20 protein-coding genes, 1 tRNA gene and 1 pseudogene are annotated in these 17,427 nt (G+C 69.0%); 14 read left to right on the forward strand and 8 right to left on the reverse strand.

Annotated elements, in window-relative coordinates:
• Positions 1 to 3: 3 nt before the first annotated feature.
• The gene (locus FHP25_RS27765) at positions 4 to 183 is read left to right on the forward strand and encodes a hypothetical protein (protein WP_147850238.1); all 180 of its coding nucleotides are present in this window, start codon (positions 4 to 6) and stop codon (positions 181 to 183) included.
• A 166-nt stretch (positions 184 to 349) separates the two neighbouring features.
• Here the strand turns inward: FHP25_RS27765 and FHP25_RS27770 are convergent, their stop codons facing one another.
• Together FHP25_RS27770 and FHP25_RS27775 are read right to left on the reverse strand one after the other, a co-directional pair.
• Positions 350 to 1,219: a S49 family peptidase gene (locus FHP25_RS27770; RefSeq protein ID WP_147850239.1), complete on the reverse strand. Its 870-nt coding sequence runs from the start codon at positions 1,217 to 1,219 to the stop codon at positions 350 to 352.
• A 58-nt stretch (positions 1,220 to 1,277) separates the two neighbouring features.
• Positions 1,278 to 2,081 carry a tRNA1(Val) (adenine(37)-N6)-methyltransferase gene (locus FHP25_RS27775; RefSeq protein ID WP_147850240.1) on the reverse strand — a complete coding sequence of 268 codons (804 nt, stop codon included), beginning with the start codon at positions 2,079 to 2,081 and terminating at the stop codon, positions 1,278 to 1,280.
• A 173-nt stretch (positions 2,082 to 2,254) separates the two neighbouring features.
• Between FHP25_RS27775 and FHP25_RS27780 the strand changes: the two genes are divergently transcribed.
• The 3 genes from FHP25_RS27780 (at position 2,255) to FHP25_RS27790 (ending at position 4,363) form a co-directional block, all read left to right on the forward strand.
• Positions 2,255 to 3,271, forward strand: coding sequence for a polyprenyl synthetase family protein (locus tag FHP25_RS27780; protein ID WP_147850241.1), 1,017 nt, complete (start codon positions 2,255 to 2,257; stop codon positions 3,269 to 3,271).
• 179 nt (positions 3,272 to 3,450) lie between these two features.
• A complete protein-coding gene (locus FHP25_RS27785) occupies positions 3,451 to 3,972 on the forward strand; it encodes an adenine phosphoribosyltransferase (RefSeq protein ID WP_231712501.1) in 522 nt (173 codons plus the stop codon).
• Positions 3,973 to 4,072: 100 nt separating this feature from the next.
• On the forward strand, positions 4,073 to 4,363 hold the full coding sequence (locus FHP25_RS27790; protein WP_147850242.1) for a hypothetical protein: 291 nt from the start codon (positions 4,073 to 4,075) through the stop codon (positions 4,361 to 4,363).
• Between the two features lie 54 nt (positions 4,364 to 4,417).
• On the opposite strand, the gene FHP25_RS27795 is transcribed toward FHP25_RS27790, so the two are convergent.
• From FHP25_RS27795 to FHP25_RS27805, 3 genes are all read right to left on the reverse strand, one after another.
• A complete protein-coding gene (locus tag FHP25_RS27795) occupies positions 4,418 to 4,627 on the reverse strand; it encodes a dodecin family protein (protein WP_147850243.1) in 210 nt (69 codons plus the stop codon).
• A gap of 64 nt (positions 4,628 to 4,691) precedes the next feature.
• Positions 4,692 to 4,910, reverse strand: a complete 219-nt coding sequence (locus FHP25_RS27800; protein WP_147850244.1) for a dodecin — start codon at positions 4,908 to 4,910, stop codon at positions 4,692 to 4,694.
• A 108-nt stretch (positions 4,911 to 5,018) separates the two neighbouring features.
• Positions 5,019 to 5,246, reverse strand: a complete 228-nt coding sequence (locus FHP25_RS27805; RefSeq protein ID WP_147850245.1) for a hypothetical protein — start codon at positions 5,244 to 5,246, stop codon at positions 5,019 to 5,021.
• A gap of 263 nt (positions 5,247 to 5,509) precedes the next feature.
• Between FHP25_RS27805 and FHP25_RS27810 the strand changes: the two genes are divergently transcribed.
• The gene (locus FHP25_RS27810; RefSeq protein WP_147850246.1) at positions 5,510 to 6,151 is read left to right on the forward strand and encodes a ThuA domain-containing protein; all 642 of its coding nucleotides are present in this window, start codon (positions 5,510 to 5,512) and stop codon (positions 6,149 to 6,151) included.
• Between the two features lie 87 nt (positions 6,152 to 6,238).
• On the opposite strand, the gene FHP25_RS27815 is transcribed toward FHP25_RS27810, so the two are convergent.
• Together FHP25_RS27815 and FHP25_RS27820 are read right to left on the reverse strand one after the other, a co-directional pair.
• A tRNA-Pro gene (locus FHP25_RS27815) sits at positions 6,239 to 6,315 on the reverse strand.
• Between the two features lie 95 nt (positions 6,316 to 6,410).
• Positions 6,411 to 6,875, reverse strand: coding sequence for a PaaI family thioesterase (locus FHP25_RS27820; RefSeq protein ID WP_178133825.1), 465 nt, complete (start codon positions 6,873 to 6,875; stop codon positions 6,411 to 6,413).
• Between the two features lie 63 nt (positions 6,876 to 6,938).
• Here FHP25_RS27820 and FHP25_RS27825 point away from each other — a divergent pair, with 63 nt between their 5' ends.
• The 8 genes and pseudogenes from FHP25_RS27825 (at position 6,939) to FHP25_RS42705 (ending at position 13,796) form a co-directional block, all read left to right on the forward strand.
• On the forward strand, positions 6,939 to 8,024 hold the full coding sequence (locus tag FHP25_RS27825) for a M14 family metallopeptidase (RefSeq protein ID WP_147850248.1): 1,086 nt from the start codon (positions 6,939 to 6,941) through the stop codon (positions 8,022 to 8,024).
• 476 nt (positions 8,025 to 8,500) lie between these two features.
• Positions 8,501 to 8,803 carry a hypothetical protein gene (locus FHP25_RS41530; RefSeq protein WP_218578632.1) on the forward strand — a complete coding sequence of 101 codons (303 nt, stop codon included), beginning with the start codon at positions 8,501 to 8,503 and terminating at the stop codon, positions 8,801 to 8,803.
• Positions 8,804 to 8,849: 46 nt separating this feature from the next.
• Entirely contained in the window at positions 8,850 to 10,163 is a 1,314-nt protein-coding gene (locus FHP25_RS27835; protein WP_147850249.1) for an O-acetylhomoserine aminocarboxypropyltransferase/cysteine synthase family protein, read from the forward strand.
• A gap of 318 nt (positions 10,164 to 10,481) precedes the next feature.
• Positions 10,482 to 11,537 (forward strand): methionine ABC transporter ATP-binding protein, encoded by a 1,056-nt coding sequence (locus tag FHP25_RS27840; protein ID WP_147850250.1) that lies wholly within the window; start codon positions 10,482 to 10,484, stop codon positions 11,535 to 11,537.
• Positions 11,506 to 12,159 (forward strand): methionine ABC transporter permease, encoded by a 654-nt coding sequence (locus tag FHP25_RS27845; protein WP_147850251.1) that lies wholly within the window; start codon positions 11,506 to 11,508, stop codon positions 12,157 to 12,159. Before FHP25_RS27840 ends, FHP25_RS27845 begins: the two co-directional genes overlap by 32 nt.
• Positions 12,160 to 12,192: 33 nt before the next feature.
• The gene (locus FHP25_RS27850) at positions 12,193 to 13,011 is read left to right on the forward strand and encodes a MetQ/NlpA family ABC transporter substrate-binding protein (protein WP_147850252.1); all 819 of its coding nucleotides are present in this window, start codon (positions 12,193 to 12,195) and stop codon (positions 13,009 to 13,011) included.
• A gap of 225 nt (positions 13,012 to 13,236) precedes the next feature.
• Positions 13,237 to 13,533 (forward strand): type II toxin-antitoxin system RelB/DinJ family antitoxin, encoded by a 297-nt coding sequence (locus tag FHP25_RS27855; protein ID WP_147850253.1) that lies wholly within the window; start codon positions 13,237 to 13,239, stop codon positions 13,531 to 13,533.
• Positions 13,520 to 13,796 (forward strand): annotated as a pseudogene (locus FHP25_RS42705) (type II toxin-antitoxin system RelE/ParE family toxin). The gene FHP25_RS27855 and the pseudogene FHP25_RS42705 overlap by 14 nt, the downstream one beginning before the upstream one ends.
• A gap of 5 nt (positions 13,797 to 13,801) precedes the next feature.
• Here the strand turns inward: FHP25_RS42705 and FHP25_RS27865 are convergent.
• Complete coding sequence (locus FHP25_RS27865; RefSeq protein WP_147850254.1) at positions 13,802 to 14,734, reverse strand: DMT family transporter; 933 nt, start codon at positions 14,732 to 14,734, stop codon at positions 13,802 to 13,804.
• Between the two features lie 245 nt (positions 14,735 to 14,979).
• Here FHP25_RS27865 and FHP25_RS27870 point away from each other — a divergent pair, with 245 nt between their 5' ends.
• Positions 14,980 to 17,304: a Tex family protein gene (locus tag FHP25_RS27870; protein ID WP_178133826.1), complete on the forward strand. Its 2,325-nt coding sequence runs from the start codon at positions 14,980 to 14,982 to the stop codon at positions 17,302 to 17,304.
• The last annotated feature ends 123 nt before the right edge of the window (positions 17,305 to 17,427 follow it).

The following is a 17,427-nucleotide window of genomic DNA, read 5'->3' on the forward strand; positions in this document are numbered from 1 at the left end:
CCCATGACCCGAACCGAAACCACCTTGGCTGAAATCCTCCAAAGCCGGACCGAAGACGGCGCCCGGCTGCATGAGGACGAAGCGACCCGCGCCGCCATTGCCAACGGGATCGCCCAGGGATGCAGAGGGGAATTCGCGACGGAGACAGAAATCGTCGAGGCTTACAAGCGCTTCCGCGAATGAGGGTCGCGGCGGTCCGAACTCACTGTTTTTTGTATAGCCGAAGCTGTCATCCCGAGCGCCCCTTCGACAGGCTCGGGAGAGGGATTTCCCGCGAATAGCGCACCGTGCGCCTTGCCGCAGGAGATCCCTCGCTACGCTCGGGAGCTGTGCCCAGAACGCGCTCATGTCACAGCCCGAAGCGGCTCCACAGCGCGCGGTCCTCGATCGCCATCAGCACGCCGTCGGTCAGGGTGCTGCCGAGCTCGCTGTCGCTGCCGTGGCGCAGGCCGAACAGGCGCCGCAGCGGGTTGAAGCCGCGGCGCTCGCCGACCAGGGGCGTGCGCACCTTGCTGCCGTAGCGGGCGCGCAGCACGTCGCGCAGATGGCCGATGCCGTCGATCAGGCCCAGCTCCAGCGCCCGCTTGCCGGTCCAGAACTCGCCTTCGAACAACGCCGCGTCATCGGCCTTCAACCGCGCCCCGCGGCGCAGCTTCACCCACGCCTTGAAGTCGGCATGGATGTCGTCCTGCAGCCGCCGCAGCCGCGCCACGTCCTCGGGGTTCTCGGGGCGGAACGGATCGAGCTGCGCCTTGGTGCCGCCCGCCGTATGGACACGGCGCTCGACGCCCCAGCGCTCCAGCAGGCGCTGGAAGCCGAAGCCGGCGCTGATCACGCCGATCGAGCCCACGATCGAGGCGGCATCGGCGTGGATGTCGTCGCCGGCGCAGGCGAGCCAGTAGCCGCCCGAGGCCGCCACGTCCTCGACGAAGACATGCACCGGCAGTCCCGCCTCCTCCGCCAGCAGGCGGATGCGCCGGCCGATCAGCGCCGACTGCACGGGTGAGCCGCCGGGCGAGTTCACCAGCAGCGCCACCGCCGTGGCGCCGGGCAGCCGGAAGGCGCGCTCCAGGCGCGCCGCCACCGTCGCCAGCGCCAGGCTGCGGCCGAAGACCTCGCGCGAGGCGATCACGCCCGACAGCCGCACCACCGGCACCAGCGGCGGCGGCGTGGTGCCGAGATAGCGCAGACGCGTGAGCAGGCGGGACAACGCAGCCATGGGCCCTCATCCGGTCGACCAGACCCTCTATGTCGGATGCGCACCGGCCGGGCGCAAGTCAGCCCAGGTCGAGGCTGCCCAAATCGCGCAGGATCGCCTCGGCTTCGGGCGTGTAGCCGCCCGCTTTCCGGTGCAGCACCAGGCCGGGTAGATCACGCACCTGGCCGCCCGTGCCCTGGCGCGCGCGGATGAGCAGGCGCCTGGGCGCGGCGCCGGCCTGCGGCAGCAGCGGCAGGACGGCGATGTCGGCGGCCAGCGGCCGCAGCAGGCGCAGCAGCTCGGCCCGGCGGTCGGCGCGGTGCACCAGGCTCAGCGTGCCGCCGGGGCGCAGCAGCCGCCGGCAGAAGCCCAGCCAGGCGGCCAGGTTGGCCGTCGATTCGACGGTGGCCAGCGCCTTGGAGCGGTCCGGCGGCGGATCGGCATGCGCCGCCGACAGATAGGGCGGGTTGGTCATCACCCGGTCGAACAGCCCCAGGTCCGGCGCTGACGCGACGTCGCCCTCGACCACCGTCATGGCGCCGGCGACGCCGTTGCGCTCGGCGTTGCAGCGCGCCAGGGCGACAAAGCGCGGCTGCACGTCGAGCCCGACCGCGTCGACGCCGCTCAATCCCGACGCTGCCGCCCGCGCCAGCAGGCAGAGCGCCGCGGCGCCGACGCCGCAGCCGACATCGATGATGCGCTGGCCGGATGCCACCGGCACCGACGCCGCCAGCAGCACCGCGTCGATGGCGACGCGATAGCCGCGGGCCGGCTGCAGCAGGCGCACGCGCCCGCCCAGCAGCCGGTCATCGGTGCAATCGGCGAACGGCTCGGCGTCAAGGCCAGCGCGGCCTGCTCCACATGTATCCAGTTCCGGCGACATGGCGGCGGATGATGGCGCCGCCAGGGCGCGGCGCCCAATGGAAAATCCGACTGTCCCCGGCCCGCGGCTGCGGCCCGCTGTCACAACCGCACGCCCTTGGTTGCACGCGATTTGCACACCATTGTCACCTGTGCGACACGTCACGCACGGCCGGCACGGCCGGGGAGACGAGTATGGCTGTAGTGCTGACCTTCGACGACAAGCGCCGCAAGGCCCCCAGCATCGATGCGCTGGTCGCCCTCACGGCGGCCGATCTGGAGCGTGTCAACGCCATGATCGCGGCCCGCATGTCCTCGCCGGTGAGCCTGATCCCCAAGCTGGCCGATCACCTGGTGAGCGCCGGCGGCAAGCGGCTGCGGCCGCTGCTGACCATCGCGGCGGCCCAGCTCTGCGGCTACCAGGGCGAGCACCACGTCAAGCTCGCGGCCTGCGTCGAGTTCATCCATTCCGCCACGCTTCTGCACGACGACGTGGTCGACGGCAGCGACCTGCGCCGCGGCCGTCCGGCGGCCAACGCGATCTGGGGCAACAAGGCGAGCGTGCTGGTGGGCGACTTCCTGTTCACCCGCGCCTTCGAGCTGATGGTCGAGGTCGGCTCGCTGGAGGTGCTGGGCATCCTCAGCAACGCCTCCAGCGTGATCGCCGAGGGCGAGGTGCTGCAGCTGTCGACCGCCAACAACACCACGACCAGCGAGAACACCTACCTGGAGGTGATCAAGGCCAAGACCGCCAAGCTGTTCTCGGCCGCAGCCGAGGTGTCGCCGGTGATCGCCGAGCGCCCGACGGCGGAGCGCGCGGCCCTGGCCAGCTACGGCATGAATCTCGGCATCGCCTTCCAGCTGGTCGACGACGCGCTCGACTATGGCGGCACCGCCGCCAAGCTCGGCAAGGCGGTGGGCGACGATTTCCGCGAGGGCAAGATCACGCTGCCGGTGATCCTGGCCTTCCTGCGCGGCGATGCGACGGAACGGACCTTCTGGACGCGCGTCATGGAGGCGCTGGAGCAGAACGACGCCGACCTGCCGCACGCCATCGAGCTGCTGCAGCGCCACCATGCGCTGGCCGACACGCTGGAGCGCGCCCGCCACTACGGCGCCATGGCGCGCGACGCGCTGGGCCTGTTCGCCGACGGCCCGGTCAAGCGCGCCCTGCTCGAGACGGTCGACTTCGCGATCGAGCGCACGCACTAGCCGCGGAGCGCGGGCGTCTCGCCCGCATCGGCGTGAAAGCGCCGCCCGTCATGGCGTCGCCCTCCGCTCCCGCTTCGGGCGAATGCGGGCGGGACGCCCGAGTTCCGCGACGCCTTTCGCTTTGCGCGCCGCTGCGGTGGCGATAGCATCGCCCGTTCCTCCGCCGCTCGCGAGCACCCATGCCGATCGACCTGAAAGCCCATATCCGACCGATCCCGGATTTCCCCAAGCCCGGCATTCTGTTCTATGACATCACCACCCTGCTGCTGCATGCCGAGGCCTTGAAGGAAGCGGTCGACCGGCTGGCGACGGTGGTGCGTCCGTACAAGCCGGACCTGCTGGCCGGCATCGAGTCGCGCGGCTTCATCTTCGGCGCGCCGCTGGCATACGCGCTGGGTTGCGGCTTCTCCATCCTGCGCAAGAAGGGCAAGCTGCCCGGGCGCATCAGCGCGCATGAGTACGCGCTGGAATACGGCACCGACACGCTGGAGATCCATGACGACGCCGTGCAGCCGGGCCAGCGCGTGGTGCTGATCGACGACCTGCTGGCGACCGGCGGCACGCTGGCGGCCGGCGCCCGCCTGCTGCGCCAGGTCGGCGCCGTGGTGCCGGCCGCGGCCTGCGTCATCGAGCTCAGCTTCCTGTACGGCCGCAGCAAGCTCGACATTCCGGTCGAGACGCTGGTCACCTACGATTCCTGAGCCGCCTTGCCTCCCGGCGCTGCCCTGCCATCGTCACAATCCGCCCCTTGGCCCATCCGCGAGCGATGCACAAATGAGAGGTGCACGGATGGAGAGTGCCATGAGAGCATCCCCCCTCCTGGCGGCGCTGGCGGCGATCATCGTCGCGGGCGCTGCCGGCGACGCGGCGGCGCAGGCCGGGCGCGACGGGACGGAGATCCAGCGCCAGCAGCAATTGCAGCGCCAGCTCGATCAGCAGCGGCGCGAGATCTGGCAGCGCGATCAGGAACGGATGCGCGACGACGGCTGGCGCCAGCAGCAGGACTGGATGCAGCGGCGCAACCTGCAGCAGCAGCAGGACATGCAGCGCCGCCAGCAATGGCAGCCGCCGCCGCAGCCGCCGCGCCGCTGAGCGCCCGTCGCGGCGGCCTGCGGCGCGCGCCGCGCCGCAGGCACGCCACAACCGTCACTCTTCCATCTTGAACGACAGCTTCAGCTTGGTGCGGTAGGCGCGGATCTCGCCGGCCTCGATCTGGATGTCCTGCTCGACCACCTGCGCGATGCGCAGGTCACGCAGCGACGAGCTGGCCCGCTTGACGGCCGTGGCGGCCGCCTTCTCCCAGGAATCCGGGCTCGATCCCACGACCTCGACGATCTTGTACACGCTCTCGGGCATGGCTCTGTCCTCCTCGCTGCACCAACCCGGACCGACGATCGATCCGGATCCTCCAGGCGACGGGTCAGGCGCCGGCGTCGTAACGCAGCCCGAGCTTGAGCGTCACCTGATAGCTGGCGGCCTTGTTGTCACGGATGCTGCCCCGCAGCTCGATCACCTCGAACCACTCGAGGTTCCGCAACGACCTCGCGGCCGTGCCGATGGCATTGTTGATGGCTTCGGAGATAGAGACGTCGGACGTGCCGACGATCTCGGTCTTGACGTAGGTGTTCTGGCCGGTCATGGCTGCGCTCCACCGACGGTTCCGGGAGGCGCCGTGGCCTTGCGCGCACGGCGATGCGGTGAACAAACGCCAATCGCTGGTCAGTGTAGTCCGATGGCAGGGCGGCCGCTACTCGGCAACAACCCCGAATATGGCCAAGGCCCAGAGAACCGGCTGGCTCAGCCGCAGCATGACGAGCGCGAACACACGCCGCAGGTCGCCCAGGGGATTGCGGCGGAACCAATCCACCAGCGACAGCTCCGCCACCACGAAGGCAAGCACGACGATCACGCTCACGACCGACGGCAGATCGCTGACGCTCGCCAGGCCATCCGCCGCAAAGGCAACGATGGCCATCCGCCATGCCCACATGAGCGGACTTCCCGTCACGGGTACCCCATTTTTTGTCGGTGCCCCAATCATATGCTTTTGAAATCTTCGCTGGAAGGTCAGGATACACGCAACCCTACCCAACGGCAACGCCGTGCTGGCCTGCCAGCAAAGGACGCGAAGCGCGCCTTCCTCAGGTCGCGACCGGCCGCCCGCCGGCGCGATATGATCGCCGGCTGCGGCAGCAATCATGGGCTCACCGCGAGCCTGCCCGCGCAAAGGAGAGCATCATGAGCCAGGCACTGATCGTCTGGGGAGGCTGGGATGGCCACGAGCCCGAGCGGTGCGCGCACATCGTTGCCGGCCTGCTCGAGACCAACGGGTTCAAGGTCACCATCGCGAACACGACCGCGGCTCTCGCCGACCCGTCGATCACCGGTCTCAGCCTCATCGTGCCAATCGTCACAATGTCGAGGATCGCGCCGGACGAGGTCGACAACCTTTCGCGCGCGGTGCGTGGCGGCACCGGGCTGGCCGGGTTTCATGGCGGCATGGGCGATGCCTTTCGCGAGGCCACCGAGTATCAGTTCATCTGCGGCGGGCAATTTGTGGCGCACCCCGGCAACATCATCGACTACCGTGTGAACATCAGGCGCCGCAGCGATCCGGTCATGGAGGGCATCGACGATTTCGACTATCGCTCGGAGCAGTACTACATGCACGTCGATCCCTCCAACGAGGTGCTGGCGACCACCACGTTCTCGGGCGCGCACGCACCCTGGATCGAGGGTGTGGTCATGCCGGTGGTATGGAAACGCCGCCACGGCCAGGGCCGCGTCTTCTACAGCTCGCTGGGTCACGCGGCGCGCGAGTTCGACGTGCCGCAGATGCGCACGATCTTCCACCGCGGCATGCTGTGGGCGGCGCGGTGATCTTCGTCGTGCCCCAGCTCGCGGCGCCGGTCAGCCCCAGGCAAAAGAAAAGCCGGCCCGCAGGACCGGCTAACCCATTGAAAAGATTGGTCGGAGTGAGAGGATTCGAACCTCCGGCCCCTAGCTCCCGAAGCTAGTGCTCTACCAGGCTGAGCTACACTCCGTCCGCCCTGCGGCCTCTGGTCGGCCGCAAGAGGCGCGGTTTATAGCGTCGCGCCCGGCAGCCTGCAAGATGCGTTCGGTCGTTGCCGTGCAGATCCTACACTCCTTTGGCCCCGACCCGGGTGAACTTGGCATTGCCGTCCGGCAGCACGGCGAAGGCGGCCGTCGACTGGGCGATGGGCGCCGGGTCGGCATCGGTGAAGAACGTCACCTCGCCGAACACCGTGCTGCGGCCCAGCTTGAGCGCCCGGGCCTGGCCGATCACGTCGCAGTCGACGGCGGCGCGCATGAAGTTCGTGGTCAGCGAGATCGTCGCCATCGAGGGCAGACGGCCCAGCGCCTCGGCGAAGGTGAAGACCAGCATGGTGTCGGCCATCGCCATCAGCGCCTGGCCCAGCACGACGCCGCCGGCGCGCTGGATATGCGGCGCCCGCGGCAGGCGGGCGCGCAGGCCCTGCGCCGAGATCGCCTCGATCCGCAGGCCCAGCTCGGCGACCCAGGACGGGAAGTGCCCGCCCGGCTCCAGCATTTCCTGCGCCTGCTCGACCGTCATGAACGCCATCACACCCTCTGTCCGTTCTTCCGCTAGGATGCGCCGCACCGTACACGATCCGGGGAACCTGTCATGAGCACCGTCGCCGCCCATTTCGCCACCGACTACCAGGACGCGCGCCAGAAGTTCTGCGCCGCGGCCGCCGCGAGCGGCGGACAGTTCCGCTCGTATCGCAACCCGACCCTGGGGCCCGATGGCGGCCGGCTGTTCATGGACACCGTGCGCCTGGGCGACGACGATGCGCCCAACATGCTGGTGCTGATGGCGGCGACGCACGGCGTCGAGGGCTTCTGCGGCTCGGGCGCGATGGTGAACTGGCTGCGCAGCGGCGGCCCCGCCCGGCTGCCCAAGGGCACCGGGGCGCTGCTGATCCACGGCGTCAATCCGCACGGCTTCGCCTGGATCCGCCGCGTCAACGAGGACAATGTCGACCTCAACCGCAACTTCGTCGACCACGCCAAGCCCTACCCCAGGAACGACGGCTACCGCGAGATCGCCGATGCGCTGAACCCGCCGACATGGGACGCGGCGGCGCTGGCGACGGCGCAGCAGACGCTGGACTCCTACGCCCAGAAGAACGGCGCCTTCGGCCTGCAGAGCGCCGTCACCGGCGGGCAGTACAGCCACATGGACGGCATCTTCTTCGGCGGCCACAAGCCGACCTGGTCGAACCGCACCATCCGTGCCGTCATCCGCACCGAGCTGGCGCAGGCACGCCGCATCGGCTGCATCGACTTCCACACCGGGCTGGGGCCGTTCGGCCACGGCGAGATCATCGGCATCGGCGATCCCGGCCAGCCCGCCTTCGCACGCCAGAAGGCCTGGTACGGCGACGAGCTGACGTCGCCCGAGAGCGGCACGTCGGCCTCGGCGGTGGTGGTGGGCGTGGTGCTCGACGCCTTCCCGCAGGAGGCGCCGGACGCCGAGTTCACCGGCATCGCCCTGGAATACGGCACCTACCCCGTGCCCGAGGTGCTGGACGCGGTGCGGCGCGACAACTGGCTGCACCACCGCGGCGATCTCGCTTCGGCGCAGGGCAAGGAGATGAAGGCCTACATGCAGGAGCGCTTCTACCCCGCCGGCGCCAAATGGGCCGAGCTGGTGTGGGCCCGCGCCGACGACGTCATCGGCAAGGCGGTGAAGGGACTGAACGCGTAAGCCTTCCTTCGGACCGCTTGCGTCCACGCCCGCATCGGCGCGCCGGCGCCGACGCCTTTCGCTTTCCGCTTCGCTCCAAGCGAACGCGGGCGTGGACGCAAGCGGTCCGAACGGTTGCCAGAAAAACTAACAACGGAGTCAATGAAATCTAGTTTGCCGGTGGCGGACATTGCTCGCATGTTCGCCAGCCAAGGGACTGATCCACCCCGACGGATCTGCGGAGATTTGAACGAGCAGCTTGCGCCGCATCACCAAACGCTAAAGCGCCACGACCAGCGTCGTGGGCTCACCTGACAGACCGGAGACCTGCGATGCCCTTCCCGACCCCGACGCTCGATCGACCGTCCCGCCGTCCCCGCTGCTGTTGCTGTTGTCGCGCCTGACGCCGCCCGTCACGCGCTGACGCACCGAGCCTTCCCGACAGCATCGCCTCTGCGGCTGGCGCCTCGCGCCATGCCGGACGCCGGAGACTTGCCATGAGCGACGCCTACATCATCGAGATCGACGACATTGCTGCCGGCATCGTGCAGCGCGAACGCGGCGGCTTCCGCTTCCGGGCCGCCGATCCCCGCTTCTACCGCCTCGAGAACCGGCTCTACGCCACGCCCTGGCGGGCGCAGCGCGCCGCCGAAGACATCGTGCACAGCCTCAGCGCGCGACGCCGCAAGCATGCCGCCGCGCCCGCCACCGGGGCCCACGGCGCGCCGCCGGCGGCGCCAGGCTGGGGCCTCGCGCCGCAGCGGCGGCCGCCATCGGCCCATCTCGACATGCCGCGCTGAGCCGCGCGCCCCGCCATCCATCCAGATGTTCAACGGGAGACCATCCATGTCCACCCAGTCGCAGCACCCCGAGACGCTTGCCCTGCATGCCGGCTATCGGGCCGATCCGGCCACCGGCGCGGTCGCGGTGCCGATCTACCAGACGACGTCGTACCAGTTCGCCGACACCGAGCGCGCCGCCAACCTGTTCGCGCTCAAGGAGCTGGGCAACATCTACACGCGGATCATGAATCCGACCACCGACGTCCTGGAGAAGCGCATCGCGGCGCTGGACGGCGGCGCCGGCGCGCTGGCCGTGGCCTCGGGCCAGGCGGCCTCGGCGCTGGCGGTGCAGAACCTGGCGCAGGCCGACGACAACATCGTGAGCGCCACCGACCTGTACGGCGGCACCTGGAACCTGTTCGCCAACACGCTGCGCCAGCAGGGCATCGAGGTGCGCTTCGTCGATCCGGCCGACCCGGAGAACTTCCGGCGCGCCACCGACGCGCGCACGCGCGCCTATTACGGCGAGACGCTGCCGAACCCCAAGCTGGCCGTCTTCCCGATCCGCGAGGTCGCCGATATCGGCCGCCCGCTGGGCATCCCGCTGATCATCGACAACACGGCGGCACCCCTGCTGGCGCGGCCGTTCGACCATGGCGCCGCCGTCATCGTCTACTCGACGACCAAGTATATCGGCGGCCACGGCACCTCGATCGGCGGCCTGATCGTCGACGGCGGCAGCTTCGACTGGTCGCTGGCGCCCGAACGCCAGCCGGCGCTCAACACGCCCGATCCCAGCTATCACGGCGCGGTCTGGGTCGAGGCCGTCAAGCCGCTGGGGCCGGTGGCCTACATCATCAAGGCCCGCGTCACGCTGCTGCGCGACCTCGGTCCGGCGCTGAGCCCGTTCAACGCCTTCCAGGCCATCCAGGGGCTGGAGACCCTGCCGCTGCGCATCCGCGAGCACAGCCGCAACGCCCAGGCCGTGGCCGCGTACCTGGCGACGCACCGCGACGTGAGCCGCGTGATCTATCCCGGCCGCCAGGACGGCGAGGCGCGGCGCCGGGCCGACGCGTACCTCAAGGGTGGCTATGGCGGCCTGGTCGGCTTCGAGCTGCGGAACGGACACGATGCCGGCCGGCGCTTCATCGACGCGCTGCGGCTGTTCTACCACGTCGCCAATATCGGCGATGCGCGCAGCCTGGCGATCCACCCGGCGAGCACCACGCATTCGCAGCTGTCGGCCGCCGACCAGGCCGCGACAGGCGTCTCGGACGGCTATGTCCGCCTGTCGGTGGGCATCGAGCATATCGACGACATCATCGCCGACCTCGCCCAGGCGCTCGACGCCGCCGGCAAGGCGCGCCTGGCGGCCTGAGGCCTCGCACATGCCCGCGGCAGACGGCGGTCCTGCCGCGGCCGCATCCGCATGCCAGTCCGTCCGACCTGCCCGACCGGACCACTGGCCTGCGGCAGCGGCCCTGGTCCCGCCGCTTCCCTCCCGGCGCGGGACCAGGGCCCTTCTTCACCGCCGCCGTCCATGAGCAGCTTGCAGTGGCCGCCGCGGCCCGCTATGTGCGCATGTCGGCCGTTGTCACTGTTTGTCGACGACCTTTGTTGAGCTCGATCCGGCATACCGAGATGGACCGACGGCGCCGCCACCGGCGCTGCCAGGCCTCGTCATCAGAACGGTCCCATGCTGGAGCTTGTCGAACTCACCAAGATCTATCCCGGCGCCAAGGATCCCGTGGTGGCGCTCGACAAGGTCAGCCTGACCGTCGGGCGCGGCGAGATCTTCGGCGTCATCGGCCGCAGCGGCGCCGGCAAGAGCACGCTGATCCGCTGCATCAACCTGCTGGAGCGGCCGACCAGCGGCACCGTGAGCGTCGACGGGCATGACCTGTCGTCCCTGGGCGACCAGGCGCTGAACCGGGCGCGGCGCGAGATCGGCATGGTGTTCCAGCATTTCAACCTGCTGTCCTCGCGCACGGCCTTCGACAACGTCGCCCTGCCCCTGGAGATCGCCGGCACCCGCCCGGCCGAGATCCGCCCGCGCGTCGCCGAGCTGCTGGAGCTGGTGGGCCTGAGCGGCGAGGCGGGCCGCTACCCGGCCCAGCTCAGCGGCGGCCAGAAGCAGCGCGTCGGCATCGCCCGGGCGCTGGCCAACCGGCCCAAGGTGCTGCTGTGCGACGAGGCGACGTCGGCGCTGGACCCGGAGACCACGATCCAGATCCTGGACCTGGTGGCCGATATCAACCGGCGGCTGGGCGTGACCGTCGTGCTGATCACGCACGAGATGAGCGTGGTGCGCCGCATCGCCGATCGCGTCGCCGTGCTCGAGGCCGGCCGGGTGCTGGAAAGCGGCCCGGTCTACGACATCTTCACGCGGCCGGCGTTCGAGACCACGCGACGCTTCGTGGCCGAGACCGTGGGCTACGAGGTGCCGGCGGCGCTGCTGGCGATGGTGGCCGAGAACCCCGGCATCGGCGCCGCCACCCTGATGCGCGTCAGCCTCGTGGGCGTGCCCCCGGGCGAGCCGCTGATGTCCCGCCTGGTGCGCAACTTCGCGATCGATGTGCGGATCGTCGCCGGCCGCATCGACGCCATCCAGGGCCGCCCGTTCGGCAGCCTGGTCGTGCTGACCACCGGCACGCCCCATGATATCGCCGCGGCGCTCGACTACATGCGCCAGCGCAACGTCCAGATCGAGGTCCTCGGCCATGTCGCCGCAAATGATCGAGCTGCTTCTTGAGGCCCTGCTCGAGACGCTTGTCATGGTCGCCGCTGCCGGCAGCGTCGCCATCATCGCCGGCCTGCCGCTGGGCGTGCTGCTGCTGATCACTGGCAAGGGGCACATCCTGGAGAACCGGCCGGTCAACGTCATCGCCGGCGTGGTGGTCAACGCGGTGCGCTCGACGCCGTTCATCATCCTGCTGGTCGCCATCGTGCCGCTGACGCGCCTGATCGCGGGCACGGCGATCGGCACGAAAGCCGCCATCGTGCCACTGGCGATCGCCGCCACGCCTTTCGTGGCGCGCCTGTTCGAGACGGCGATGCGCGAGGTCGATTCCGGCCTGATCCACGCCGCGCAGGCGATGGGCGCATCGCGGCTACAGATCGTGATGAAGGTTCTGATCCCCGAGGCACGGCCGGGGCTGCTGGCGGCAGCCACCGTGATGCTGATCGGCCTCGTCGGCTACTCGGCGATGGCGGGCGCCATCGGCGGCGGCGGGCTGGGCGACCTCGGCGTGCGCTACGGCTACCAGCGCTTCTTGCCCGAGGTCATGGCCGCTGTAGTTGTTGTCCTCATTGTGCTAGTACAGGGCGTGCAATCCCTGGGAGACTTCCTAGTACGGCGGTTCAGCCGCCGCTAACCATTACTTGCAAACAACAAGGAAAATACGCCCATGTCGATCCCCCTCTCCCGCCGCCACATCGCCCGCCTGACCTTGGGCCTGGCCGCAGCGGCCGCGCTGCCCGCGACGCTGCGGGCGCAGACGGCGCTCAAGCCGATCAAGGTGGGAGTCCTGGCCGGACCGCAGACCCCGGTCATGGAGATCGTGAAGGCGAACGCGGCCCGCGAGGGCCTGCAGATCCAGATCGTGGAGTTCACCGACATCGTCCAGCCCAACGAGGCGCTGGCCGCCGGCGACATCGACGCCAACAGCTTCCAGCACATCCCCCTGCTGGAGCAGCAGAGCAAGGACCGCGGCTACAAGTTCACCGTGGTGGGCCACACCCTGCTGGCGCCGGTCGGCGTCTACTCGAAGAAGATCAAGTCCCTGGCCGACCTGCCGCCGGGCGGCAAGATCGCCATTCCCAGCGATCCCAGCAGCGCCGGCCGCTCCCTGCAGCTGCTGCAGAAGGAAGGGGTCCTGAAGCTGAAGCCCGGCGCCGGGATGCTCGCCAGCCCGATGACCGACATCGCCGAGAACCCGCGCAAGGTGCGCATCGTCGAGCTGCCCGCGCCGCAGCTGCCGCGCGCGCTCGACGACGTCGACGCGGCGATCATCAGCACAATCTTCGCCGTCCCGGCCGGCCTGCAGCCGGGCCGCGACAGCATCGCCCTGGAGGGCACGGATTCGCCCTACGTCAACGTGATCGTGGTGCGCACGGCGGACAAGGACCGGCCGGAGTTCGCCAAGCTGGTGGCCGCCTACCGCTCGCCCGAGGTGAAGAAGTACCTGCTCGACACCTTCAAGGGCGCCGTGCTGCCGTCCTGGTAGGCGCCCGCGACGCGGCTGTTCATCGCCTCAAGAGAGAGATCGCGCCCCGAAGCTCATGACATGCGCGACGCTCCCCCGCAACCCGCAGCAGCGGATAGGGCGCGCCGGTGACCGGTGTGTTTCAGGCCAGTGACGGTTCGATGATCGGCCGGCAATGCCTGTGGGCGATGGTTGCGTGTCTCTCAAATGAGAGACATACTCAAGCAACAGCCCTAGGGAGCTCCAATGGCTCAGACCTCAATGCTCCACGTCCGCGTGGATGAGAAGCTGAAAGCCGATGCAGCGGAAAAGCTCGCCAATGTCGGCCTGACCGTCTCGGATGCCGTGCGTATCCTGCTGACTCGCGTCGCCAGGGAAGGTGGCTTGCCGGCTGGCCTTACGACCGACCCGCAAGCATATGATGCATGGTTCCGGGTGAAGGTGCGGGAGGCGCTGGACGACAAACGGCCGGCGACCGCGCATCAGCAGGTCATGGACGAAGCGCAGGCGTTGATCGACAAGAAGCGCCGTGCGCGCGCTTGAGTGGCGCGAGACGGCCCGTGCCGATCTGCTGGCCATTGTCGACTATATCTCCGACGACAATCCGGACGCTGCCCAGCGGCTGAAGGACGACATAGAGGCCAAGGCAGCGATGCTGCCTGCGCATCCGAAACTGTATCGTGCCGGGCGCGCGGGAGATGATCGTCCGGTCGAACTATGTCGTGATCTACACCGAGAATGCGCGTGCTGTGACGATTCTTCGCGTGCTTCACGCCGCACAGCAATGGCCGCCAGAAAGCCGCTGATCGCCTCAGCCTCGCTGCCGCCGCGCGGCGAGTGCCTCGCGGTGGGCGATGACGCTGGTGCTGGCCACGATGATGGCAGCGCCGGCGAAGGTCGCGAGATCGGCGCTGCGGCCGAACAGGAAGAAGTCGAACAGCCCCGCCCAGACGATGCCCAGGAAGACCGTCGGCTGCACGGCGGAGATGTCGGCCAGGCGATAGGCGCTGGTCATCAGCAGATAGCCCATCTGCCCGAACACGGCCGCCAGCAGCAGCCAGCCGAGCTGCGTCCATGTCGGCAGGTGCCAGTCGAGGATCGCGAACGGCAGGAAGCACAGGGTCGCCAGCACGCTTTGCCAGAACACGATCACTTGCGGGCTGTCGCGCGCGGTGAGCTTCTTGGCCACCAGATTGGAGGCGGCCACCACCGGCACCGAGGCCAGCATCATCACCGTGCCCCAATTCAACGCGACGAAGCCGGGCCGCACGATGATCAGCACCCCGACGAAACCGACAATGACGGCCAGCCAGCGCCGCGGCCCCACGGTCTCGCCGAGGAACAAGGCGGCGCCGGCGGCCACGAAGATCGGGCCGCTGAAGCCCAGTGCCGCTGCCTCGGCCAGCGGGATCAGCGCCACCGCCAGGTACCAGAGCACGTAGCCCGTGGTGTGGAAGACGGCGCGCAGGCCGTGCAGATGGATCTGGCTGGTGCGCACCGCCTTCAATCCAGCACCCGCCAGAAGGAAGGGCGCGATCAGCAGCAGGCCCATGGTCCAGCGCCCCCAGGCGACGAACAGCGGCGGCATGTCGGCGACCAGCAGCTTCACCGTCGCATTGAGGCACTGGAAGAAGACGCCGGCCGTCACCGCCAGCAGCAGGCCGCGCGCCATCGGCGAGGGCATCAGCCGCACGAGCATGCCGGGCTCGACACTCTTGGGGTCCTTACGCGCCGATACCGACATCACGCCTCACGTGCAGCTGCCTGTCCATTCTAGCGCCGCGTCCCCGGGCCACCAGCGGGAGGCCCACGACGCTGCCATGTGCCATGCCCGCCGGGTGCGCGCCGCCCACCGGAATTGCCCGCCTCGCACCGCCGGCTTTCGCCGCATCGGCCTGTGGAGAAGCCCGCCGCCGCGGCTGCACGCATGGTGATCCCGGGACGGCTTTTCAATAAAGTGCGCGGCTCATCTCAGTCGACGAGCAGCGTATGAACGACACGGATCAGCTCACCAAGGCACGTCAAGGCATGGCTTCGGTCATTGCATCGGAAATCGGCGCAAGGCCGCAGCAGGTGGCGGCCGCCATAACGCTGCTCGACGAAGGGGCCACGGTTCCGTTCGTGGCGCGCTACCGCAAGGAAGTGACCGGCGGCCTCGACGACACGCAATTGCGCAACCTGGCGGAGCGGCTCGCCTACCTGCGCGAGCTCGATGCGCGGCGCGAGGCGATCCTGTCGTCGATCCGCGAGCAGGGCAAGCTCACGGACGAGCTGGAAGCCAAGATCGCAGACGCCGCGACCAAGGCGGAGCTGGAAGACATCTATCTGCCCTACAAGACGAAGCGGCGGACAAAGGCCGAGATCGCGCGCGAGCGCGGGTTGGGGCCGCTGGCCGAAGCCATCCTCGCCGACAGGGCCGCGACGCCGGCGGAGCTGGCCGCAGCCTATGTCAGCGACGATGTGCCCGACACAAAGGCGGCGCTCGAAGGCGCGCGCGACATCCTGGCGGAACAGTTCGCCGAGAACGCCGATCTCGTCGGCCATCTGCGCGCCTACATGAAGGAGCGCGCCTTCCTGCGCTCGCGCGTCGTCGAGGGCAAGCAGGAAGCCGGCGCGAAGTTCTCCGACTACTACGATCATGCCGAGCGCTGGTCCGGCGTGCCGAGCCACCGGGCGCTGGCCATGCTGCGCGGCCGCAACGAGGGCGTTCTGATGCTCGACATCGAGGTCGATGCCGATGATGCCGCGCCGGTGAAGCCCGTGGAACGCATGATCGCCCAGGCCTACGCCATCGCAAGCCAGCAGCCGGGCGATCGCTGGCTGATGGGCGTGGTCGGCTGGACGTGGCGCATCAAGCTCTCCCTGCATCTTTCCATCGACCTGATGGGTGCCCTGCGTGAGCGAGCGGAAGAAGAGGCCATCCAGGTCTTCGCAAGGAACCTGAAGGATCTGCTTCTGGCCGCGCCCGCCGGCTCGCGTGCCACGATGGGGCTCGACCCCGGCATCAGGACCGGCGTGAAGGTCGCCGTGGTCGACGGCACCGGCAAGCTCCTGGCGACGACCACCGTCTACCCTTTCCCGCCGAAGAACGACGTGCGTGGCACGCAGGCCGAACTCGCCAGCCTTGTCCGCCGGCACAATGTCGAGCTCGTCGCCATCGGCAATGGCACCGGCAGCCGCGAAACCGAGAAGCTGGTGGCGGAGATGCTGGCCGACATGCCGGCGCCCAAGCCGCTCAAGGTGATCGTGAGCGAGGCCGGCGCCTCGGTCTACTCGGCGTCGAAGACCGCCGCCGCCGAGTTCCCGGAGCTTGACGTGTCGCTGCGCGGGGCGGTGTCGATCGGGCGCCGGCTGCAGGATCCGCTGGCCGAGCTCGTCAAGATCGAGCCGAAATCGATCGGGGTCGGACAGTACCAGCACGACGTCGATCAGTATCGCCTGGCGCGTTCGCTCGACGCCGTGGTGGAAGACGCCGTGAACGCCGTCGGCGTCGACCTCAACACGGCCTCGGCCTCGCTGCTGGCGCGCGTCTCAGGTCTCGGCGCCTCGCTGGCCGAGGCCATCGTGAAGCATCGCGACGCCAACGGACCGTTCTCCAGCCGGCAGGACCTGCTCAAGGTCACGCGGCTGGGGCCGCGCACCTTCGAGCAATGCGCCGGCTTTCTGCGCATCCCCAACGGGGCCGAGCCGCTGGATGCATCCTCTGTCCATCCCGAAGCCTATGGCGTCGCCAAGAAGATCGTTGCCGCCTGCGGGCGCGACGTGCGGGCGCTGCTGGGCGACAGCGCGGCGCTCAAGGCGCTCGACCCGCGCGTCTTCGTTGACGAGCGCTTCGGCCTGCCGACGGTGCGCGACATCATCGCGGAGCTGGACAAGCCGGGCCGGGACCCGCGGCCCAGCTTCAAGACGGCGACCTTCGCCGACGGCGTCGACGACATCAAGGACCTGAAGCCGGGCATGCTGCTGGAAGGCACCGTCACGAACGTGGCGGCCTTCGGCGCGTTCGTCGATATCGGCGTGCACCAGGACGGCCTCGTGCATGTCTCGCAGCTGGCCGACCGGTTCGTGAAGGATGCGCACGAGGTGGTGAAGGCGGGCGACGTCGTGAAGGTGCGCGTCGTCGATGTCGATATCCCGCGCAAGCGCATTGCGCTGTCGATGCGGCGGGATGCCAGCCACGGCGCCGCCAAGCCGGAGCAACGCGACGACAGGAGAAGGCAGAACGCGCCGCGGCAGGCGCATGCCCGATCGGACAAGCCGCCGTCACAAGGCGCGCTCGGCGCCGCGCTGGCCGAGGCGCTGAGGAAGCGTTAGCCCGAAGTTACCCCTGACAGAGTCAGGTAAGTATTTGGCTTTGTTGAAAAAAGCGGCGATTTTGCGTCCAGTATGTAGGCATGTAAATGGTGTTTTTGAGTAGCAATTATGGATATATTGTGC

Origin of the sequence: Vineibacter terrae (genome assembly GCF_008039615.1) — a bacterium.
GTDB classification, from domain to species: domain Bacteria; phylum Pseudomonadota; class Alphaproteobacteria; order Reyranellales; family Reyranellaceae; genus Vineibacter; species Vineibacter terrae.

Excerpts from the sequence above, each read along its gene's own strand:
- FHP25_RS27765 (WP_147850238.1), top strand. The coding sequence starts at position 4 with ATGACCCGAACCGAAACCACCTTGGCTGAAATCCTCCAAAGCCGGACC.
- FHP25_RS27770 (WP_147850239.1), bottom strand. The coding sequence starts at position 1,219 with ATGGCTGCGTTGTCCCGCCTGCTCACGCGTCTGCGCTATCTCGGCACC.
- FHP25_RS27775 (WP_147850240.1), bottom strand. The coding sequence starts at position 2,081 with ATGTCGCCGGAACTGGATACATGTGGAGCAGGCCGCGCTGGCCTTGAC.
- FHP25_RS27780 (WP_147850241.1), top strand. The coding sequence starts at position 2,255 with ATGGCTGTAGTGCTGACCTTCGACGACAAGCGCCGCAAGGCCCCCAGC.
- FHP25_RS27785 (WP_231712501.1), top strand. The coding sequence starts at position 3,451 with ATGCCGATCGACCTGAAAGCCCATATCCGACCGATCCCGGATTTCCCC.
- FHP25_RS27790 (WP_147850242.1), top strand. The coding sequence starts at position 4,073 with ATGAGAGCATCCCCCCTCCTGGCGGCGCTGGCGGCGATCATCGTCGCG.
- FHP25_RS27795 (WP_147850243.1), bottom strand. The coding sequence starts at position 4,627 with ATGCCCGAGAGCGTGTACAAGATCGTCGAGGTCGTGGGATCGAGCCCG.
- FHP25_RS27800 (WP_147850244.1), bottom strand. The coding sequence starts at position 4,910 with ATGACCGGCCAGAACACCTACGTCAAGACCGAGATCGTCGGCACGTCC.
- FHP25_RS27805 (WP_147850245.1), bottom strand. The coding sequence starts at position 5,246 with ATGGCCATCGTTGCCTTTGCGGCGGATGGCCTGGCGAGCGTCAGCGAT.
- FHP25_RS27810 (WP_147850246.1), top strand. The coding sequence starts at position 5,510 with ATGAGCCAGGCACTGATCGTCTGGGGAGGCTGGGATGGCCACGAGCCC.
- FHP25_RS27820 (WP_178133825.1), bottom strand. The coding sequence starts at position 6,875 with ATGGCGTTCATGACGGTCGAGCAGGCGCAGGAAATGCTGGAGCCGGGC.
- FHP25_RS27825 (WP_147850248.1), top strand. The coding sequence starts at position 6,939 with ATGAGCACCGTCGCCGCCCATTTCGCCACCGACTACCAGGACGCGCGC.
- FHP25_RS41530 (WP_218578632.1), top strand. The coding sequence starts at position 8,501 with ATGAGCGACGCCTACATCATCGAGATCGACGACATTGCTGCCGGCATC.
- FHP25_RS27835 (WP_147850249.1), top strand. The coding sequence starts at position 8,850 with ATGTCCACCCAGTCGCAGCACCCCGAGACGCTTGCCCTGCATGCCGGC.
- FHP25_RS27840 (WP_147850250.1), top strand. The coding sequence starts at position 10,482 with ATGCTGGAGCTTGTCGAACTCACCAAGATCTATCCCGGCGCCAAGGAT.
- FHP25_RS27845 (WP_147850251.1), top strand. The coding sequence starts at position 11,506 with ATGTCGCCGCAAATGATCGAGCTGCTTCTTGAGGCCCTGCTCGAGACG.
- FHP25_RS27850 (WP_147850252.1), top strand. The coding sequence starts at position 12,193 with ATGTCGATCCCCCTCTCCCGCCGCCACATCGCCCGCCTGACCTTGGGC.
- FHP25_RS27855 (WP_147850253.1), top strand. The coding sequence starts at position 13,237 with ATGGCTCAGACCTCAATGCTCCACGTCCGCGTGGATGAGAAGCTGAAA.
- FHP25_RS27865 (WP_147850254.1), bottom strand. The coding sequence starts at position 14,734 with ATGTCGGTATCGGCGCGTAAGGACCCCAAGAGTGTCGAGCCCGGCATG.
- FHP25_RS27870 (WP_178133826.1), top strand. The coding sequence starts at position 14,980 with ATGAACGACACGGATCAGCTCACCAAGGCACGTCAAGGCATGGCTTCG.